The sequence below is a fragment of the Streptomyces sp. NPDC087420 genome (assembly GCF_044744165.1).
Classification (GTDB): Bacteria; Actinomycetota; Actinomycetes; order Streptomycetales; family Streptomycetaceae; genus Streptomyces.
The window spans coordinates 226,115-242,707 of sequence record NZ_JBIUXU010000002.1 but is presented as its reverse complement, the minus strand read 5'-3'; the positions used below and the strand labels follow the sequence as shown (position 1 = coordinate 242,707).

The window sequence follows — 16,593 nt, the reverse complement described above, 5'->3', positions numbered from 1 at the left end:
GCGGGGTGCCGGGCCGATGTCGGGCGGGGTGTCGGACCGGGGAAATTCCCCCGGGATTGTCAGTGGCCGGCCCTAGGCTGGTTCTTGCTTCGCGATCTGTGAGGGGGGACCTCGCGATCGTCAACTCCCGTATGCGAGCACGCGAGGTGCTGCCCCATGACGTCCACAGCCCGGGCCGGAATCCCTGATCCCGCCGTCAACACCTTCCAGGTCGACCTGCGTGGTCTGGTCGATCTGCTCTCCCACCACCTGTACTCCAGCCCGCGGGTCTACGTTCGCGAACTGCTCCAGAACGCGGTGGACGCCGTCACCGCACGCCGTGCCCACGACCCCGCCGCCGTCGTCCGGATCCGGCTGGCCGCCGACGGTGGCCAGGTCTCCATCGAGGACAGCGGCATCGGCCTGACCGCCGACGAGGTGCACACCCTGCTCGCCACCATCGGCCGCAGTTCGAAGCGCGGGGGTGAGCACGGCCTGGAGAGCGCCCGCCGCGAATTCCTCGGCCAGTTCGGCATCGGCCTGCTCGCCTGCTTCGTGGTCGCCCGTCAGATCCGGGTCGTCACGCGCTCCGCGCGGACGCCCGGCGCCCCGCCCGTCGAATGGCTCGCGAGCGACGACGGTTCGTACACCGTCCGTGTCCTGCCCGACGAGGCCCGTCCCGAGCCCGGTACCACCGTCCATCTGGAACCGCGCCCCGGCGCGGAGGAGTGGACGACCCCCGCGCGCGTCGAGGAACTGGCCCGCGACTTCGGCTCCTTGCTGCCGTACGACATCACCTTCGCCGACGACGCGGGCAACGAGCGACCGGTCACCGACCGCCCCGCCGTCTGGGACCGCCCCCATCCCACGCCGGGCGCGCGCCGGGTCGCCCTCGCCGGACACTGCTCGCGCGTGTTCGGGTTCTCGCCGCTCGACACCATCGACCTGGACCTGCCCGTCGCGGGGGTGCGCGGAGTGGCGTACGTCCTGCCGGAGGCGACCAGCCCCGCGCACCGGGCGGGACACCGCGTGTACCTCAAGGGCATGCTGCTCACGGACCACGCGGACAACCTGCTCCCGGAGTGGGCGTTCTTCGTCCGCGCCGTCCTGGACACCGACACGCTGCGGCCCACCGCCTCCCGGGAGAATCTCTACGACGACGAGACCCTCGCCGCCGTCAGGGACGCGCTCGGCGCGCGGATCCGCGACTGGCTCACCGGCCTCGCCGCGGGCGAACCGGAGCGGCTCGCGTCCTTCCTGAGCGTCCATCACCTCGGCGTGAAGTCCCTCGCCCGGCACGACGCCGAGCTGCTCGACCTGATGCTGCCCTGGCTGCCGTTCGAGACCAGCGACGGGCAGGTGAGCCTGGACGAGTTCGCCGCCGCGCACGGCGAGATCCACTTCACCAGGACCGTCGAGGAGTTCCGCCAGATCGCGCCCATCGCGGCGGCGCACGGCCTGGGCGTCGTCAACGCCGGATACACGTACGACGCCGACCTGCTCGCCCTGCTGCCCGCCGTCCGGCCCGGGATCCGCGTCACCGAGTTGGACGCCGGGGCGGTCACGGACCGCCTCGACGCGGTGGAGACCACGGCCGAGCTGGCCCTCGCCTCCTTCCTCGCCACCGCCCGCGCCCGGCTCTCGCCGCTGGCCTGCGACGTCGTGCTGCGCGCGTTCCAGCCGGTCACGGTGCCCGCGCTGTTCCTCGACGACCGTCAGGCCCGGCACGAACGGGACCGGGCGACCGCCCAGGAAGGCGCCGACGAGCTGTGGGGCGACATCCTCGGGGCGCTGCGGGGGGCGGCGCAGCGCGCGCGGCTCGTCCTCAACCACAACAACCCGCTGATCCGGCGCATCGCCGCCCTGCCCGACACCGAGCTGACCGGCCTCGCAGTCGAGTCCCTCTACGGACAGGCCCTGCTGATGTCACAGCGCCCCCTGCGCCCCCACGACACCACGTTGCTCAACCGCGCCTTCCTCGGGCTCCTCGAATGGGCGACCCACTCCACCGCCCCGCAGGCCACCGCCCCGCAGGCCACCTCCGAGGAGGACCCGAAGTGACCGCCCTGACCCCCGGCGAGATCGAGCGCGGCCTCGCCGAGAACGCCTCCGCCCCGCACGGCGCCGCGCGCATCGCGCACGCCGAGGCGCTGTCGGCGGCGGCCGAGGCGTCGGGCGACCGGGCGCTGTTCCGCCGGGCCCTGAGCGCCCTCATCGACGCGTACGAATACAGCGCCGAGCGCACGAAGATGATGGTGCCCTTCGCCCGCCTCCTCCAGGAGTACGACCGCGATCCCTCGGCCTTCGCCGCCCATGAGGTACACGGGCTGTACTGGCGCTTCAAATGGGTCACGGGCAACATCGTCGAGTCGCCCGAGATCCCGCTCGACGCGGTGGAGCGCTGGCTCGCCGAGATGGAGCGCCGCTACCGCCTGGCGGGCCACAGCGAACGGGCCGTACGGCAGGCGGAGTTCTCCCTCGCCGACTTCCTCGGCGACAGCGGGCGCGCGGAGCGGGCCATGAGCGCCTGGGCGGCCGCCGAACGCGACCGGATGAGCGACTGCCACGCCTGCGAGCTCAGCAACCAGGGCCGTTACTGGGCGGAGCGGGAGGAGGACGCCAAGGCGGTCGAGGTCTGGGAGCCCGTTCTGACCGGACGGAAGACCTGCATGGAGGAGCCCCACCGGGCGCTCGCCCACTCCCTGCTGTCGCTGGTCCGGATGGGGCGCGCCGACGAGGCCCGCTCCCACCACCTGCGGGGATACCGCATGGCGCGGGGCAACGAGAGCCTTCTCCGCGCGGTCGGCGAGCACATCGAGTTCTGCGCCCTGACCGGCAACGAATCGCGCGGTCTGGAGATCCTCTCCGAGCACACCGCGCACCTGGGACCGCTCGCCGACGCCGAGGCGCAGCTGGAGTTCAACGGCGGGATCCTTGTCCTGCTGCGCCGGCTGACGGACCTCGGGCACGGTGACCGTCCGGCCGTCCCGTACGAGGGCGTCGGTCGTACGGTGCGTGAGCTGGCCGACCTGCTGTACGGGCAGGTGTCGGCGATCGCGGGGCGCTTTGACGTCCGTAACGGCTCGGGCCACGTCTCGGGGCGGTTGGCGGAGCGCCTGGCGCGGCGGCCGTTGACGGACGCGCTGCCGCTGGGGGTGCGCAGCCCGTTGTTGCCGGTGCCGGGGGCGGCCGCGGGGGACGACGCGGCGGGCGGTCTTTCCGTACCCGTCGGCACGGCCGGAGCGGCTGGGGCCGACGAGTCGGCCGGGGCCGCGGAGTTGGCCGAACTGGTCGAGCGGGCGCGGGCCTCGCGGACGCGGGGGCATCCGGGCGCGACCCTTCTGTGGGACCGCGTCGCGGACCGGATCGGCGCCACCGGCGCGGAGCCCGATCCGCGGCTCGCCGCCGACCTGCTGGAACGGCGTGCCCTGCACGCGTCGCGGGCCGGTGACCCACGCGCCCGCGCGCTGTTCGCGGAGACCCTGGACGCCTACCGGACGAGCGGGCAGCCGGGGCGGGCCGTCGTCGCCGAGCTGTACGCGGCCACCTCGGCGGTTCAGTTCGGGGCCGGGCCGGAGGAGGCACGCGAGCTGCTGGCCGGGGTGGCCGCGTCCGCGCGGGCCCTGGACAGATCCGACGAGACGAGGCCGCGCCGGATCGCCACCGTCGAGTTCACCCGTATCCGGATCGAGGCCCATCTCCGCGACAAGGAGGCCGCCGCGCACGGGGCGGACACCGCCGAAGGAGCGGACGCCGCCGACGGAGAGACTGCCGCCGATGGAGCGGATCGCCCCCAGGCCGCCGACGGGACGGACCGTACGGACGGCGAACTGGCGCGGGAGCTGGCCGGCTTCATCGACCGTACGGACCAGCTCGACGGGCTCCAGGACCTTGTCGCCGGGGCCGAGCTGATGCTGGCCGGGCTCGCCCTGGGGGAGGGCGAAGAGGCGCGCGCCGAGCGGTTGCTCGACTCGGCGGCGGGCCGGAGCCTTTCGGCGGGGCGTCCGTGGGACGCCGTGGAACCGCTCGCCCGCCGCGCGGCCCTGCTGTTCGCGCGGGGCCGGGCGGAGGACGCGGAGACGACCGCGCGCGCCGCCGTCGGCCACGCCGGGGAGCTGACCGACCCCGAGGAGCAGGGCGCCGTACGGCTCACCCTGGCCGACATCCTGCTGCGCCGCGGCGAGCGGGCGGAGGAGGCGGCGGGGCACGCGCTCGACGCGGCGCACTGGTTCGACCAGGCCGGGCTCGGAGCGGCCGGAGGAGCCACGGCACGGCTCGTCCTGGGCAGGGCGTACGGCGCGGCCGGGCGCACCGCCGAGGCGGCCGAGGTCCTCCAGTCGGCCCTGCCCGACCTGCTGAAACACGGCGATTACGTCGCCGTCCAGGCCCGCGAGACCCTGGGCGGCCTGCTGCGGGACCTGCGCGACCCCCGTGGGGCGTCCGAGCAGTATCTGCTGGCCGCCGAGACCGCGAAGGGCTGGGACGACCCCGGGGCACAGGCGCACTTCGCGCAGCTCGCCGCCGAGGGGCTGGCCGCAGCCGGCCTGCGCACCGAGGCGGAGGCGGCGTACGGCCGGGCGCTGGAGCTGTGGCGGCGGATCGGCGACAACCCGGTCGGCGAGGTGCGGGTGCTGCGCTCACTGGCGTGGCTGATGGTCCAGGACGACGGCGTCTCCGTGACCGCGACGGTCCCCCGCGCGCGGAAGCTGATGGAACAGGCGGCGGACGTCCTGGACGGCGCCGAGGAGCCGGGACTCCGCTACGAACGCGCCCAGACCTGGCAGCAACTCGCCGACCTGGTGATGGAGCAGTTCTACGACTACGACTACGACGGCTCCGACGAGGAGGACAGCACCGACGACGGGCAGGCGGACAGCGAGAAGACGGAAGAGGCCGCCGCCGACGCGGCCGTACAGCAGGAGGCGATAGTCCTGTGGGAACGCGCCGCCGCCGTCTACGCCGGACTCGGTCCTGACGCGCTGGACTCCCGCGTCCAGTGCCTGACCCGCGCGGCGTGGAGCGAACGTGCCCTCGACCGGCCGGACGCGGCCCTCGCCCGCCTGACCGCCCTCCGGGACGAACTGGCCGCGCGGGAGGGGGAGACGGCGCGTGGTCTGGTCGCGGAGGTGGAGACCACCCTGGGCCACATGCGCTGACCGCTGACCGCTGACCGCTGACCGCTGACCGCCGACCGCCGACCGGCGCCCCGGTCCCGCCTCCGGCGACCTGCGACGACTACTGACCGAACGCCCTCCGGGCGACAGCGCCCGCAACCTGTGGGGCGGTGGCATCCGGGATGCGGACCGTAGGCTCGACTCCATGAGTTTGCGTCTGAGCACAGTGATTCTGCCGATCTACCGCTGGACCGAAGGACGGGAGGTGTGGAGGCGGGCCGAGGAGCTGGGTTTTGACGCCGCCTACACCTACGATCACCTGTCGTGGCGGGTGCCGTTCCGGGACGGCCCGTGGTTCGGCGCGGTGCCCACCCTGACGGCCGCCGCCTCCGCCACGTCGCGGATGCGACTGGGCACGTTGGTGACCTCGCCGAACTTCCGGCATCCGGTCCCGTTCGCCAAGGACCTGCTCTCGCTGGACGACGTGTCGGACGGCCGGATCACCCTGGGTGTCGGCGCGGGCGGTACGGGCTTCGACGCCACGGTGATGGGGCAGGAGCCGTGGTCGCCCCGGGAGCGTGCCGACCGGTTCGCCGAGTTCGTGGCGCTGCTGGACCGGCTGCTTTCCGAGGACTCCGTGACGTACGACGGCACCTTCTACTCCGCGTCCGAGGCGCGGGACATCCCGGGGTGTGTGCAGCGGCCCCGGCTGCCGTTCGCGGTGGCCGCGACCGGTCCGCGGGGGATGAAGCTCGCGGCGAGGTACGGGCAGGCGTGGGTGACGACGGGCGATCCGAAGCTCTTCGAGACGGGGACGCCGGAGGAGTCGCGTGACGCGATTCGCGGGCAGGTCGACCGGCTGGGCAAGGCCTGCGCGGAGATCGGGCGGGAGGTGGCCGGGGTGGAGAAGATCCTGCTCACCGGCTTCACCCCGGACCGGACCGGGCCGCTGCAGTCCGTCGACGCCTTCGTGGACTTCGCGGGCAGGCACGCCGAGATCGGGATCACGGAGATCGTGATCCACCAGCCCGTCCCCGACACGGACTTCGCCGTGGACCCGCGGGTGTTCGAGCGGATCGCCACGGAGGCGCCGGCGCAGCTCGGCCGGTAGTCGCGGCTCCTGCCCTCCGCGCGGGCGCGGGATGGTGGGGGAGCGGGCGGCCCTCGTGGCGTGGGGCGCGTTCGCTAGCCGGGGAGGCGGAGGAAGCGGGGCGGTACGGAGTCGGTGAGCCAGACTCCGTTCGCGCTCACGTGGAAGATCAGGCCGGCGCGGTGCATCGCCCCCGCGTCCACCGCCAGCACCACGGGGCGGCCCCGGCGGGCGCCGACCCGGGTCGCCGTCTCCCGGTCGGCCGAGAGGTGGACGTGGTGGCGGCGCATGCGGCGGAGCCCTTCGGCGCGGATCGCCTCCAGGCTGTGGGGAGCGGTGCCGTGGTAGAGGTACGCGGGCGGCTCGGCCGGTGGCAGTTCCAGGTCGACGGCCACGGTGTGGCCCTGGTTGGCCCGGATCCGGTCGCCGTCGACCGTGAAGCGCCGCTTGTCGTTGACGGCCACCGCGTGGTTCAGATCCGCGCGGCTCATGCGGAAGCCGTGGGCGGCAGCCGCGTCGAGCAGTTCGTCGATGCCCACCCAGCCGTTTGTGTCGAGGGCGATGCCGATCCGCTCGGGCTGGTGGCGCAGGTGTTTCGACAGGTACTTGGACACCTTCACGGTGCGTCGTTCATCGGATACTCCGGTCATCCGAACAGCGTGCCGGGTGACCGGTCCGCCGCGCCAATCATTTGAACTCATTTCGATCCACAGGTTTGATCCACAGCCAACTCGACTTATCCACAGGCGATTTGGCGATGCTGTGGACAACGAGCCGCCCGTTTAACCTATTTGGGGAATATCGCTGCTTTGTCGTGTGGTTGGGGCGAGGGCGTCCAAGGTCCTTGCCTGGAGCTCCCGTTCGGTGGCCGCCGTGACGAAGGCAGCCACGTTGGCCGCGCCAACCAGCCCCTCCACGGCCTGGATCGTGGTGACGGGCAGGGCCACCTCCCCGGTCCCGACGGGCTCCGGAGGCGTCGCTTCCCCCGTCGGCCGCCGCCGCAGGCGGCGGGTGGCGAACAGGCGCATCGCGCGCGCCAGTTCCGCGTCGACGGACCGCTGGGCGAGCGGCCGCAGACGCCGTACGAGCGAGGCGGCCTCCGTCGCCTCCCCCTCCGTCGGGGGCCGGTGGCCGGGATACCGGGCGAAGACGTGCTCGGTCGTGAACTCCACAAAGCGGTCGGCGATCTGCTCGACCTGACCGCGAAGCTCCCTGAGGTGGCCGGATATCGCGGGGAGCGGGACACCGGCGGCGTACAACTCGGCCGCCACGGAGAGCTCCTGGGGACTCGGCACCAGGAAGAGGTCGTCACGCCCGGGAATCCGCTCCAGGACGCCGAGTTCCAGCGCCTCGGCGACCGCCCGGTCGTCCGGTTCGCCACCGAACCGCTCGTCCAGTTCCGCCCGCGAGATCCTGACCGCCTCCTCGTCCGTCCACGGGCCGTCCACCTCGGCGGCCGGCCCGAGCACCCCGCCCAGGCCACGCCCCGCGTCCCACGCCTCCCGCAACTCCTTGATGGCGGCCAGCGAATAGCCCCGGTCCAGCAGGTCGGCGATCTGCCGCAGCCGGGCGAGGTGCGTGTCCCCGTACACGTTGGCCCGGCCGCGCCGCTCGGGCCGGGGCAGCAGCCCGCGGTCCAGGTAGCCGCGGATCGTGCGGACCGTGGCGCCGCTCGCCCGCGCGAGCCCCTCTATCCGGTACTCCGCGCTCACGCCTCCTTCCCCGGGGCCGCCCGGCCCGCCGCCCCGGCTGCCGCCCGGGCCGCGGGCGAGGAGGCGAGGTAGGCGACGGCCATGCCCAGAGATCCCTCCTGCGAGGGGTGGTACGACCGCCGGAGGTACCGGGGTATCGCGGCGGCGAGTGCACGCCACGGGGGCAGCAGCCCTTTCCTGACACCCCTGTGGTGCGCGAGCGGCGTGTAACGCAGCCGGCCCGCGAGCTGCGGATCGTGCCGGATCAGATAGGAGGCCCCCCGGCTCCACAGCCACAGCAGCATGGGCGCGGTGACGGCCATCGTCCCCACCCTGCGTATGTACCGCAGGGGTTCACGGCCGCCGCAGTGCTCGTACATGTCGAACGCCACCGCCCGGTGCTCGACCTCCTCCGCGCCGTGCCAGCGCAGCAGATCCAGCATCGTCCCGTCGGCGCCGGCCCGGTCCAACGCGTCCGCGCGCAGGATCCAGTCGCCGAGAACCGCCGTGAACTGCTCGATCGCGGCCACAAACGCCAGCCGGTAGAGCAGCCATCTCCCGGCGGGGAACGGGATGCCCCAGGGTGGTCGCTCACCGAGCAGCCGCTCGAAGAGGTAGTCCACCTCGCTGGTGTACGCCCCGGTGTCCAGCTTCTGTTCCGCCAAGTGGTTGAGCACGTAGGAGTGCTGCACGCTGTGCGTGGCCTCCTGGCCCATGAAGCCCTTGACGTCCTTGAGCAGTCGGGGATCGGTGACCAGGGGCAGCGCCTCCTTGAAGACCCGGACGAACCACCGCTCCCCCGCCGGCAGCAGCAGGTGAAGGACGTTGATGACATGGGTGGCGGTCGGTTCGTCCGGTATCCAGTGCAGCGGAGTCCGCCGCCAGTCGAACGAGACCCGGCGGGGCGCGATCGCGTACCGCTCCCCGGACCTCTCCCGCTCCTCGTGGTCGTCGGTGCTCACAGCGGCGGCTCCACCCGTGCGACCGCGCGCAGCGCCCCGGACGCGATCCGGGACAGGAACCGTCCCCCATGCGCCTCCGGGGTGACCGGCACCACGGCCTGGTTACGGGCCACCGCGCGCAGCACCGCGTCCGCGACCTTCTCCGGCGGGTAGTTGCGCAGCCCGTACAGCCGCGCCGCCTTCTTCCTGCGCCGCGACTCCTCCTCGGCGGAGACACCGGTGAAGCGCGCGGTCGAGGTGATCCCCGTGTTGACGAAGCCGGGGCAGATCGCCGAGACGCCGATCCCCTGCCCACCCAACTCCGCCCGCAGGCACTCGCTGAGCATCAGCACCGCCGCCTTGGAGGTGCAGTACGCGGAGAGCGCCTTCGAGGGCTGATAGGCGGCGGCGGAAGCGGTGTTGACGATATGGCCGCCCTGTCCGCGCTCCACCATCTGGCGGCCGAAGAGCCGGCAGCCATGGAGTACGCCCCAGAGATTGACGTCCAGGACCTGCTTCCAGTCCTCGGCCGAGGTGTCGAGGAAGGGGCCCGACAGCCCTATCCCCGCGTTGTTCACCAGGACGTCGACGACGCCGTACTCCGTGGCGACCCTCTCGGCGAGCTTCTCCATCGCCTCGCCGTCGCTCACGTCGGTCTGCTCCGCCCAGGCCTCCGGCGCACCGATCAGCCGGGCCAGCTCTGCCGTCCTGGCCGCCCCTTCGGCGTCCCGGTCGACCGCCACCACCCGCGCGCCCGCCTCGGCGAAGGCGAAGGCGGTGGCCCTGCCGATCCCGCCCGCCGCGCCCGTGACCAGCACGAGCCGGCCACCGAAGCGCCGCGCGTACGCCCCGGCGGCCTTGGTCGCCGGGGCTGCCCGGACCGCCGAAACCGCCGAAACCGCCGAGGCCGCCCGGACCTCCCTGACCGGCGGGGCCCCGGCCGGCTCCCCGCCGCCCCCGGTGTCCTCATGCCGTGCGACGAACTCACCGATCCACGAGGCAAGTTGATCGGGACGAGTGCGGGGCACCCAGTGCTTGCCGGGCAGTGAGTGCCGTACGAGATCCGGGGCCCACCGATCCAGATCGTCGTAGAGCCGCTCCGACAGGAAGACGTCGTCGGTCGGCGTGATCAGCTGGACGGGTACGTGCGCGTAGGCGTCCGTGCGGGGCCTGCGCAGCCGGGCCCGCACGTTGTCCCGGTAGAGCCAGGCGCCGTGCGCCGCGTCCTGGGGGAGTGAGGCCGTCGGGTAAGGCGCCGCCCCCTCGGGGGCCTTCTCCATCCTCCGCAGGATCGCGGGCCATCGCCGGCCGAGCGGCCCCCGCCAGGCCAGCTCCGGCAGCGCGGGCGTATGCAGGGCGTACACGTACCAGGACTTGGCTCCCTGACCCAGGAGTTGAGCGGCCCCGCGAGGGGTCGGCCGCGACGCCCGCTGGGCGATCCAGTGCCCCAGGTGGTCCAGGGACGGTCCCGAAATCGAGGTGAACGACGCGATACGACCCTCCGTCCGTGCCACGGTCACAAACTCCCAGGACTGCACGGACCCCCAGTCGTGCCCGACCAGATGGACCGGCCGGCCGGGGCTCACCGCGTCGGCCACCGCCAGGAAGTCGTCCGTGAGCTTCTCCAGAGTGAAACCGCCACGCAGCGGAACCGGCGCCGTCGACCCGCCGTGCCCCCGCACGTCGTACAGCACCACATGGAAGTGCTCCGCGAGCCGTACGGCGACCTCCGACCAGACCTCCTTGCTGTCCGGATAGCCGTGGACGAGCACGACCGTCGGCCCCGCCGCATCCCCCCACTCGGCCACGCTCAGCTCGATCCCGCCGGTCCTGACCCGCCGCTCACGCGCTCCCCCCGGCCTGCCCGTACTCATACCGTCGTCTCCCAGCGCCGCACGTGCGGCAGATCGTCGTCCAGCCAGAACGCGCTCTGTTCCGGATCGGTCGAGTCGGTGACCACCATGATCTCCTCGAACTTCGCCCCCGTACCCCGGAATCCGAGGTGGGGTTCGACCGCCCACATCCCCGGGGCCGGCGGATGGTCGGAGAAGCCGTACGGGCTCCACAGCGGCGACCAGCCCTCCCGGTGCCCGCGCACGGCGTCGCTCGCCAGGCCCTTGAGCGCCTGGGTGCCGAAGCCGAACACACGCGGGGACCAGCGGCGGTCCTTGACCCGGTCCACCGTGTGGGCGATGACGCCGAACGGATACGCCCGATGACGGTTGGCGTACCCCTGCTCGACCATCAGCCGGTCCACGTCCTGGTAGATCGCACGCAGCGGGCGCCGCTCGCGCACCTCGCGCAGGATCAACTCGCGGTGCGCCCGGAGATCGTCGAGGAGCTTGTCGTGCAGGGCGTTCTCGCCGATCCGCCCCGAGAAGCCGACGTCCGCCGAGAACCCGCCGTACACCGGCGCCAGATCGAGGATGAACGGCATCCCCTCCTCCAGCCGGCGGCCGGTGGGAAAGAACTGGAGCGGTATCCGGAAGCCGGTGAACGCCGTACGGTCCCCGAACCACGCGAAGGGCAGATGGAACCAGTCCCGTACACCACGGGCCTCCAGCCACCGCCGCAGCATCCGCGCGGCCTCGCGCTCGGTCACCCCCGGCCGCAGCCGCGCCGCCACCTCCTCGGCGCAGGCGTACGCCAGACGCTGCGTCTGCCGGAATCCTTCGAGCTCGGCGATCGGTCCGCCGTTCAAGCGGCCCCGCACCCGCCCCGGCACCTGCCCCCGCACTCGTACGTGCTCCCGCACCCGCACCCCACCCCACGTCGCTGTGTGTGTTCGCCATGTGACACCGACGAATGTGACAATCCCCGGCGGCTACGTCAAGGGTCGTGGGGTTACCTGTGGAAACCTGTGGAAACCGGCGGACGGCGCGCGGTGGAAGGGGCCGTGCGGCCGGCTCGACCCGCACGCCCTTACGGGTTCCGTACATCTCGAGGGGGAGGCCGATCCAGCCGTCTGGTCTGACGACCCCTGTGGCCGGCGCCACTACCTTCGGAGTGTGACTGTGATCGCGACTGAAGGTCTGAGCAAAAGGTTCCCTCGGGTAACCGCGCTTGACCGGCTCTCCCTGGACATCGGACCCGGCGTGACCGGCCTGGTGGGCGCCAACGGAGCCGGCAAGTCCACCATGATCAAGATCCTGCTGGGTCTGTCCCCCGCCACGGAAGGCCGGGCCGCGGTGCTCGGGCTCGACGTCGCCACCAGTGGCGCCGCCATCCGGGAGCGCGTCGGGTACATGCCCGAGCACGACTGCTTGCCACCGGACGTCTCGGCCACCGAGTTCGTCGTCCACATGGCGCGCATGTCCGGACTCCCTCCGACAGCGGCCCGCGAGCGCACGGCGGACACGCTGCGCCACGTCGGCCTCTACGAGGAGCGGTACCGCCCCATCGGCGGCTATTCGACCGGCATGAAGCAGCGCGTCAAACTCGCGCAGGCCTTGGTCCACGACCCCCAACTCGTCCTTCTGGACGAGCCCACCAACGGCCTCGACCCGGTCGGCCGGGACGAGATGCTCGGCCTGATCCGCCGGGTCTACAGCGACTTCGGCATTTCCGTCCTGGTGACCTCGCACCTCCTGGGCGAGCTCGAACGCACCTGTGACCACGTCGTCGTCATCGACGGCGGGAAGCTGCTGCGCTCCAGCTCCACCAGCGACTTCACCCAGATCACCACGACCCTCGCCGTCGAGGTCACCGACACGGACACCCACCCCGACGGCACGCGGACCCTCCGCGAGCACCTCACCGCGGCGGGGCTGACGCTCCACGCGGGCATGGAGGAGGGGCTGCCCGGTGCCGGGCACATCCTGCTGATCGAGGCCGCGGGCGAGGAGACGTACGACGTCGTCCGTGACACCGTCGCCGACCTCGGGCTCGGCCTCGTACGGATGGAACAGCGCCGCCACCACATCGCGGAGGTCTTCCGCCCCCAGGCGGCCGGAACGGCGGACCCCGCCGGGACGGACCCGGCCGGGACCCAACCCGCCGCACACGCGGGAGCCATCGTTCCCGCGACGGCAGCCGGCGACGAGCAGTACGCACTCCAGAAGGGAGGAGACGGAGATGAGCGCTGAGACCGAAGCCCCCGTCGGCACCCCCCTGGGGTCCGACATCACCCGTATCCACAACATCGGCTACCGCAACTACGAGGGCGCCCGGCTGGGCCGCGCGTACGCCCGCCGCTCCCTCTACTCGCAGTCCCTGAGGGGCTCGTACGGCCTCGGCCGCTCGGCCAAGTCCAAGGTCCTGCCCATGATCCTCTTCGCGGTGATGTGCCTGCCCGCGGGGATCATCGTGGCGGTCGCCATCGCGACCAACCTCAAGAGCCTGCCGCTCGACTACACCCGCTACGCGATCTTCACCCAGGCCATCATCGGCCTCTACCTCGCGTCGCAGGCCCCCCAGTCCGTCTCCCGCGACCTGCGCTTCAAGACGGTCCCCCTCTACTTCTCACGCCCCATCGAGCGCGTCGACTACGTCCTCGCCAAGTACGGCGCGATGGCCTCGGCGCTCTTCGTCCTGACCGCGTCGCCGCTCGTCATCCTCTACGCGGGTTCCCTGCTCGCGAAGATGGACTTCGCCGACCAGACCAAGGGATTCGGACAGGGGCTGGTATCGGTGGCGCTGCTCTCCCTCCTCTTCGGCGGACTCGGCCTGGTGATGGCCGCGTTCACCCCGCGCCGCGGATTCGGCGTCGCCGCCGTGATCGCGACCCTGACCATCACGTACGGCGCCGTCAGCACGGTCCAGAGCATCGCAGTCGGGACGGGCTCGGACGGCGCGGCCAAGTGGCTCGGCCTCTTCTCGCCGGTCACGCTCATCGACGGCGTACAGACCGCCTTCCTGGGCGCCTCGTCCAGCTTCCCCGGCGGAGTGGGCCCCTCGGCCGGCCTCGGCGTGCTCTACCTGCTGGTCGTCCTCGCGCTCATCGCCGGCTCGTACGCCGTCCTCATGCGCCGTTACCGGAAGGTCGGGCTGTGACCACCATCAACATCGAGCACGCCTCCCGCTGGTTCGGGAACGTGGTCGCCGTCAACGACGTGACCATGACCGTCGGCCCCGGCGTGACCGGACTGCTCGGCCCCAACGGCGCCGGGAAGTCCACCCTCATCAACATGATGGGTGGTTTCCTCGCCCCCTCCACGGGAACGGTCACGCTCGACGGAGCGGCGATCTGGCGCAACGAGTCCGTGTACCGGCAGATCGGGATCGTGCCCGAGCGCGAGGCCATGTACGACTTCCTCACCGGCCTCGAATTTGTCGTCGCCAACGCCGAACTGCACGGACTGGGTGCGAAGGCGGCCCACACCGCGCTCGCCACGGTCGAGATGGAGTACGCGCAGGACCGCAAGATCGCGACGTACAGCAAGGGCATGCGCCAGCGCGTGAAAATGGCGTCCGCGCTGGTCCACGACCCGTCGGTGCTGCTGCTCGACGAGCCGTTCAACGGCATGGACCCGCGCCAGCGCATGCAGCTGATGGAACTGCTGCGACGCATGGGCGCCACGGGCCGCACCGTCCTCTTCTCCTCCCACATCCTCGAAGAGGTCGAGCAACTCGCCTCGCACATCGAGGTGATCGTGGCGGGACGGCACGCCGCGAGCGGTGACTTCCGCAAGATCCGCAGGCTGATGACCGACCGGCCGCACCGCTATCTCGTACGGTCCAGCGACGACCGCGCGCTCGCCGCAGCGCTGATCGCCGACCCGTCGACGGCCGGCATCGAGGTGGACCTCGCCGAGGGCGCGCTGCGTATCCAGGCGGTCGACTTCAGCCGCTTCACCGCCCTGCTGCCTCGGGTCGCCCGTGAGCACTCCATCCGACTGCTCACGGTCTCGCCCTCGGACGAATCCCTCGAGTCGGTCTTCTCCTACCTCGTAACGGCCTGAGCGCCCAGAAAGGAGCTGTGACGTCATGTACGACCCCACAGTCGCCCGGCTCACCTACCGGGCCCTGCTCGGCCGGCGCCGGGCCGCGATCCTCTTCGTACTGCCCGCCCTGCTGATCGTCATCGCGATCGCCGTCCGCACCTTCAGCGGTGCGGACGACCAGGCCGCGTCGGACGTGCTGGGCGGCTTCGCCATCGCCACGATGGTGCCGCTGATCGGCGTGATCGCGGGTACGGGGGCGATCGGCCCCGAGATCGACGACGGCTCGATCGTCTACCTGCTCGCCAAGCCGCTCAAGCGGCCCACGATCATCTTCACCAAGCTGATCGTGGCGATCGCCGTGACCATGGCCTTCTCCGCCGTTCCCACGCTCATCGCGGGCTACATCCTGAACGGCAACGGCCAGCAGATCGCCATCGCCTACACCGTCGCCGCGCTCGTCGCGTCGATCGCGTACAGCGCGCTGTTCCTGCTGCTCGGTACGGTCAGCCGGCACGCGGTGGTCATCGGACTGGTCTACGCGCTGGTCTGGGAGACCCTCTTCGGCAGCCTGGTGGCGGGCGCCCGCACCTTGAGCGTCCAGCAGTGGGCGCTGGCGCTGGCGCAGAAGATCGGCGGCGACGGCATCATCACCTCGGAGGTGAAGCTGCCGACGGCCGTGGCGCTGCTGGCGGTCGTCACCGTGGCCGCGACCTGGTACGCGGGCCAGAAGCTCCGCACGCTGACGCTCGCGGGCGACGAGTAGACGAGGTTGGCGAGCCGCCTCGTGTGACGCAACCCCTGCCCGATGGGCGGGGGTTGCGGCGTAACTGTACGCTTATCGGTTCGTTGTCCAGGTTGCGTGGAGGCAACTGGAGTTCGTGACGTCGAGCGTTCGTGAATCTGAGGATTGCCGGTGAAGGGTGATGAGCCGCACCGGTCATTGAGTAAGTAGCACCGTGAGCCGACCTCCGCCCCTGAAGCCCGGGGACAGGGCCGACCATCATCGGTTTCACGAACGGAAGGCATCTCCATGCCATCGGAAGTCGCCTTGCTCGAATCGCGCACCATGCGCGCCGAGCACCTGGGGCGGGTCGACGCGCTCGACAAGGTCAAGGCTCTTGTCATGCTCCCGGATGGAATTCACATCCGCACAGAGGACGCGTCCCGGTACTTCGAAGTATCCACAGACGTCATCAGGCAGTTGACCGCACGGCACCGAGCGGAGCTCACCGAGAACGGGATGCGGGTGCTTCGTGGCTCTGACCTGCGAAGCTTTCATAGTGACAACATGTCACTCTCATCGGGAAGCGGCGGAAGTTATCCACAGAGGCGCTCCAGTCTGACCCTCTACACCCGCCGTTCCGTCCTCAACATCGCGATGCTGCTTCGCGACAGCGACATCGCCCGGTGCGTCCGTACGTACCTCCTCGACGCCGAGGAAGGCTGGCGCGAGGGGTACGCCTCCCTGGACCGGCGCCTCACCAACGTCGAGGCCTGCCTCGGTGGAGTGGGCGTCGCCCTCCAGGAACTGGGTCCCGTCCTGAACCGGATGTCCATCCGGCTCGACAACCTGGACCGGCGACTGGACGCCACCAACAAGGTGGTGGCGGCCATCAGCCACCGGCTGTGCGCCCTGTCCGGCGACATCAGGCGCATCGACGGCAGGGTGGACGACGTCGTGCACGAGCTGAGGGATCTGCGCCGCAGCCGCAGGCGCCGCTGATCCGGTAGGAAGCCCGTGCCTGTCCACTCCGGGCGGACACTCGTCCGTCGGGCGGCAGGCACGGGCCGCCGTACCGTACGCAACGCTCACCGCGTTTCCGTTCACCGCGTTCCGTGTTTCGCGTACCTCGTGCCTCGTACCGCCAGTAATTCGGTGGCGCCGAACCGGCCCAC

General features: G+C 71.6%; 13 protein-coding genes. 8 read left to right on the top strand and 5 right to left on the bottom strand.

The features are described from left to right. Nucleotides 1-156: 156 nt before the first annotated feature. From ACIO1C_RS04555 to ACIO1C_RS04545, 3 genes are all read left to right on the top strand, one after another. On the top strand, nucleotides 157-2,040 hold the full coding sequence (locus ACIO1C_RS04555) for an HSP90 family protein (RefSeq protein ID WP_401858534.1): 1,884 nt from the start codon (nucleotides 157-159) through the stop codon (nucleotides 2,038-2,040). Beyond that, nucleotides 2,037-5,135: a tetratricopeptide repeat protein gene (locus ACIO1C_RS04550; RefSeq protein ID WP_401858531.1), complete on the top strand. Its 3,099-nt coding sequence runs from the start codon at nucleotides 2,037-2,039 to the stop codon at nucleotides 5,133-5,135. Before ACIO1C_RS04555 ends, ACIO1C_RS04550 begins: the two co-directional genes overlap by 4 nt. A gap of 163 nt (nucleotides 5,136-5,298) precedes the next feature. Further along, the gene (locus ACIO1C_RS04545) at nucleotides 5,299-6,204 is read left to right on the top strand and encodes an LLM class flavin-dependent oxidoreductase (RefSeq protein ID WP_401858528.1); all 906 of its coding nucleotides are present in this window, start codon (nucleotides 5,299-5,301) and stop codon (nucleotides 6,202-6,204) included. Nucleotides 6,205-6,278: 74 nt separating this feature from the next. Here the strand turns inward: ACIO1C_RS04545 and ACIO1C_RS04540 are convergent, their stop codons facing one another. The 5 genes from ACIO1C_RS04540 to ACIO1C_RS04520 form a co-directional block, all read right to left on the bottom strand. Next, on the bottom strand, nucleotides 6,279-6,833 hold the full coding sequence (locus ACIO1C_RS04540; protein WP_401858526.1) for an RNA 2'-phosphotransferase: 555 nt from the start codon (nucleotides 6,831-6,833) through the stop codon (nucleotides 6,279-6,281). A 132-nt stretch (nucleotides 6,834-6,965) separates the two neighbouring features. Next, nucleotides 6,966-7,895, bottom strand: coding sequence for a MerR family transcriptional regulator (locus ACIO1C_RS04535; protein ID WP_401858523.1), 930 nt, complete (start codon nucleotides 7,893-7,895; stop codon nucleotides 6,966-6,968). After that, nucleotides 7,892-8,836 carry a metal-dependent hydrolase gene (locus ACIO1C_RS04530; RefSeq protein WP_401858520.1) on the bottom strand — a complete coding sequence of 315 codons (945 nt, stop codon included), beginning with the start codon at nucleotides 8,834-8,836 and terminating at the stop codon, nucleotides 7,892-7,894. The genes ACIO1C_RS04535 and ACIO1C_RS04530 overlap by 4 nt, the downstream gene beginning before the upstream one ends. Next, nucleotides 8,833-10,689, bottom strand: a complete 1,857-nt coding sequence (locus ACIO1C_RS04525) for an SDR family oxidoreductase (protein ID WP_401858518.1) — start codon at nucleotides 10,687-10,689, stop codon at nucleotides 8,833-8,835. The genes ACIO1C_RS04530 and ACIO1C_RS04525 overlap by 4 nt, the downstream gene beginning before the upstream one ends. After that, nucleotides 10,686-11,516: a M24 family metallopeptidase gene (locus tag ACIO1C_RS04520; RefSeq protein WP_401858515.1), complete on the bottom strand. Its 831-nt coding sequence runs from the start codon at nucleotides 11,514-11,516 to the stop codon at nucleotides 10,686-10,688. Before ACIO1C_RS04520 ends, ACIO1C_RS04525 begins: the two co-directional genes overlap by 4 nt. Before the next feature lie 313 nt (nucleotides 11,517-11,829). Between ACIO1C_RS04520 and ACIO1C_RS04515 the strand changes: the two genes are divergently transcribed. From ACIO1C_RS04515 to ACIO1C_RS04495, 5 genes are all read left to right on the top strand, one after another. Further along, on the top strand, nucleotides 11,830-12,900 hold the full coding sequence (locus ACIO1C_RS04515) for an ABC transporter ATP-binding protein (protein WP_401858512.1): 1,071 nt from the start codon (nucleotides 11,830-11,832) through the stop codon (nucleotides 12,898-12,900). Then, nucleotides 12,890-13,807: an ABC transporter permease gene (locus tag ACIO1C_RS04510; RefSeq protein ID WP_401858510.1), complete on the top strand. Its 918-nt coding sequence runs from the start codon at nucleotides 12,890-12,892 to the stop codon at nucleotides 13,805-13,807. The genes ACIO1C_RS04515 and ACIO1C_RS04510 overlap by 11 nt, the downstream gene beginning before the upstream one ends. Continuing rightward, nucleotides 13,804-14,715: an ABC transporter ATP-binding protein gene (locus ACIO1C_RS04505; RefSeq protein ID WP_401858507.1), complete on the top strand. Its 912-nt coding sequence runs from the start codon at nucleotides 13,804-13,806 to the stop codon at nucleotides 14,713-14,715. The genes ACIO1C_RS04510 and ACIO1C_RS04505 overlap by 4 nt, the downstream gene beginning before the upstream one ends. 25 nt (nucleotides 14,716-14,740) lie before the next feature. After that, nucleotides 14,741-15,460 carry an ABC transporter permease gene (locus ACIO1C_RS04500; RefSeq protein WP_401858504.1) on the top strand — a complete coding sequence of 240 codons (720 nt, stop codon included), beginning with the start codon at nucleotides 14,741-14,743 and terminating at the stop codon, nucleotides 15,458-15,460. Between the two features lie 267 nt (nucleotides 15,461-15,727). Next, entirely contained in the window at nucleotides 15,728-16,420 is a 693-nt protein-coding gene (locus ACIO1C_RS04495; protein ID WP_401858502.1) for a hypothetical protein, read from the top strand. Nucleotides 16,421-16,593: the final 173 nt, after the last annotated feature.

Excerpts from the sequence above, each read along its gene's own strand:
- ACIO1C_RS04555 (WP_401858534.1), top strand. The coding sequence starts at position 157 with ATGACGTCCACAGCCCGGGCCGGAATCCCTGATCCCGCCGTCAACACC.
- ACIO1C_RS04545 (WP_401858528.1), top strand. The coding sequence starts at position 5,299 with ATGAGTTTGCGTCTGAGCACAGTGATTCTGCCGATCTACCGCTGGACC.
- ACIO1C_RS04540 (WP_401858526.1), bottom strand. The coding sequence starts at position 6,833 with ATGACCGGAGTATCCGATGAACGACGCACCGTGAAGGTGTCCAAGTAC.
- ACIO1C_RS04525 (WP_401858518.1), bottom strand. The coding sequence starts at position 10,689 with ATGAGTACGGGCAGGCCGGGGGGAGCGCGTGAGCGGCGGGTCAGGACC.
- ACIO1C_RS04510 (WP_401858510.1), top strand. The coding sequence starts at position 12,890 with ATGAGCGCTGAGACCGAAGCCCCCGTCGGCACCCCCCTGGGGTCCGAC.
- ACIO1C_RS04500 (WP_401858504.1), top strand. The coding sequence starts at position 14,741 with ATGTACGACCCCACAGTCGCCCGGCTCACCTACCGGGCCCTGCTCGGC.
- ACIO1C_RS04495 (WP_401858502.1), top strand. The coding sequence starts at position 15,728 with ATGCCATCGGAAGTCGCCTTGCTCGAATCGCGCACCATGCGCGCCGAG.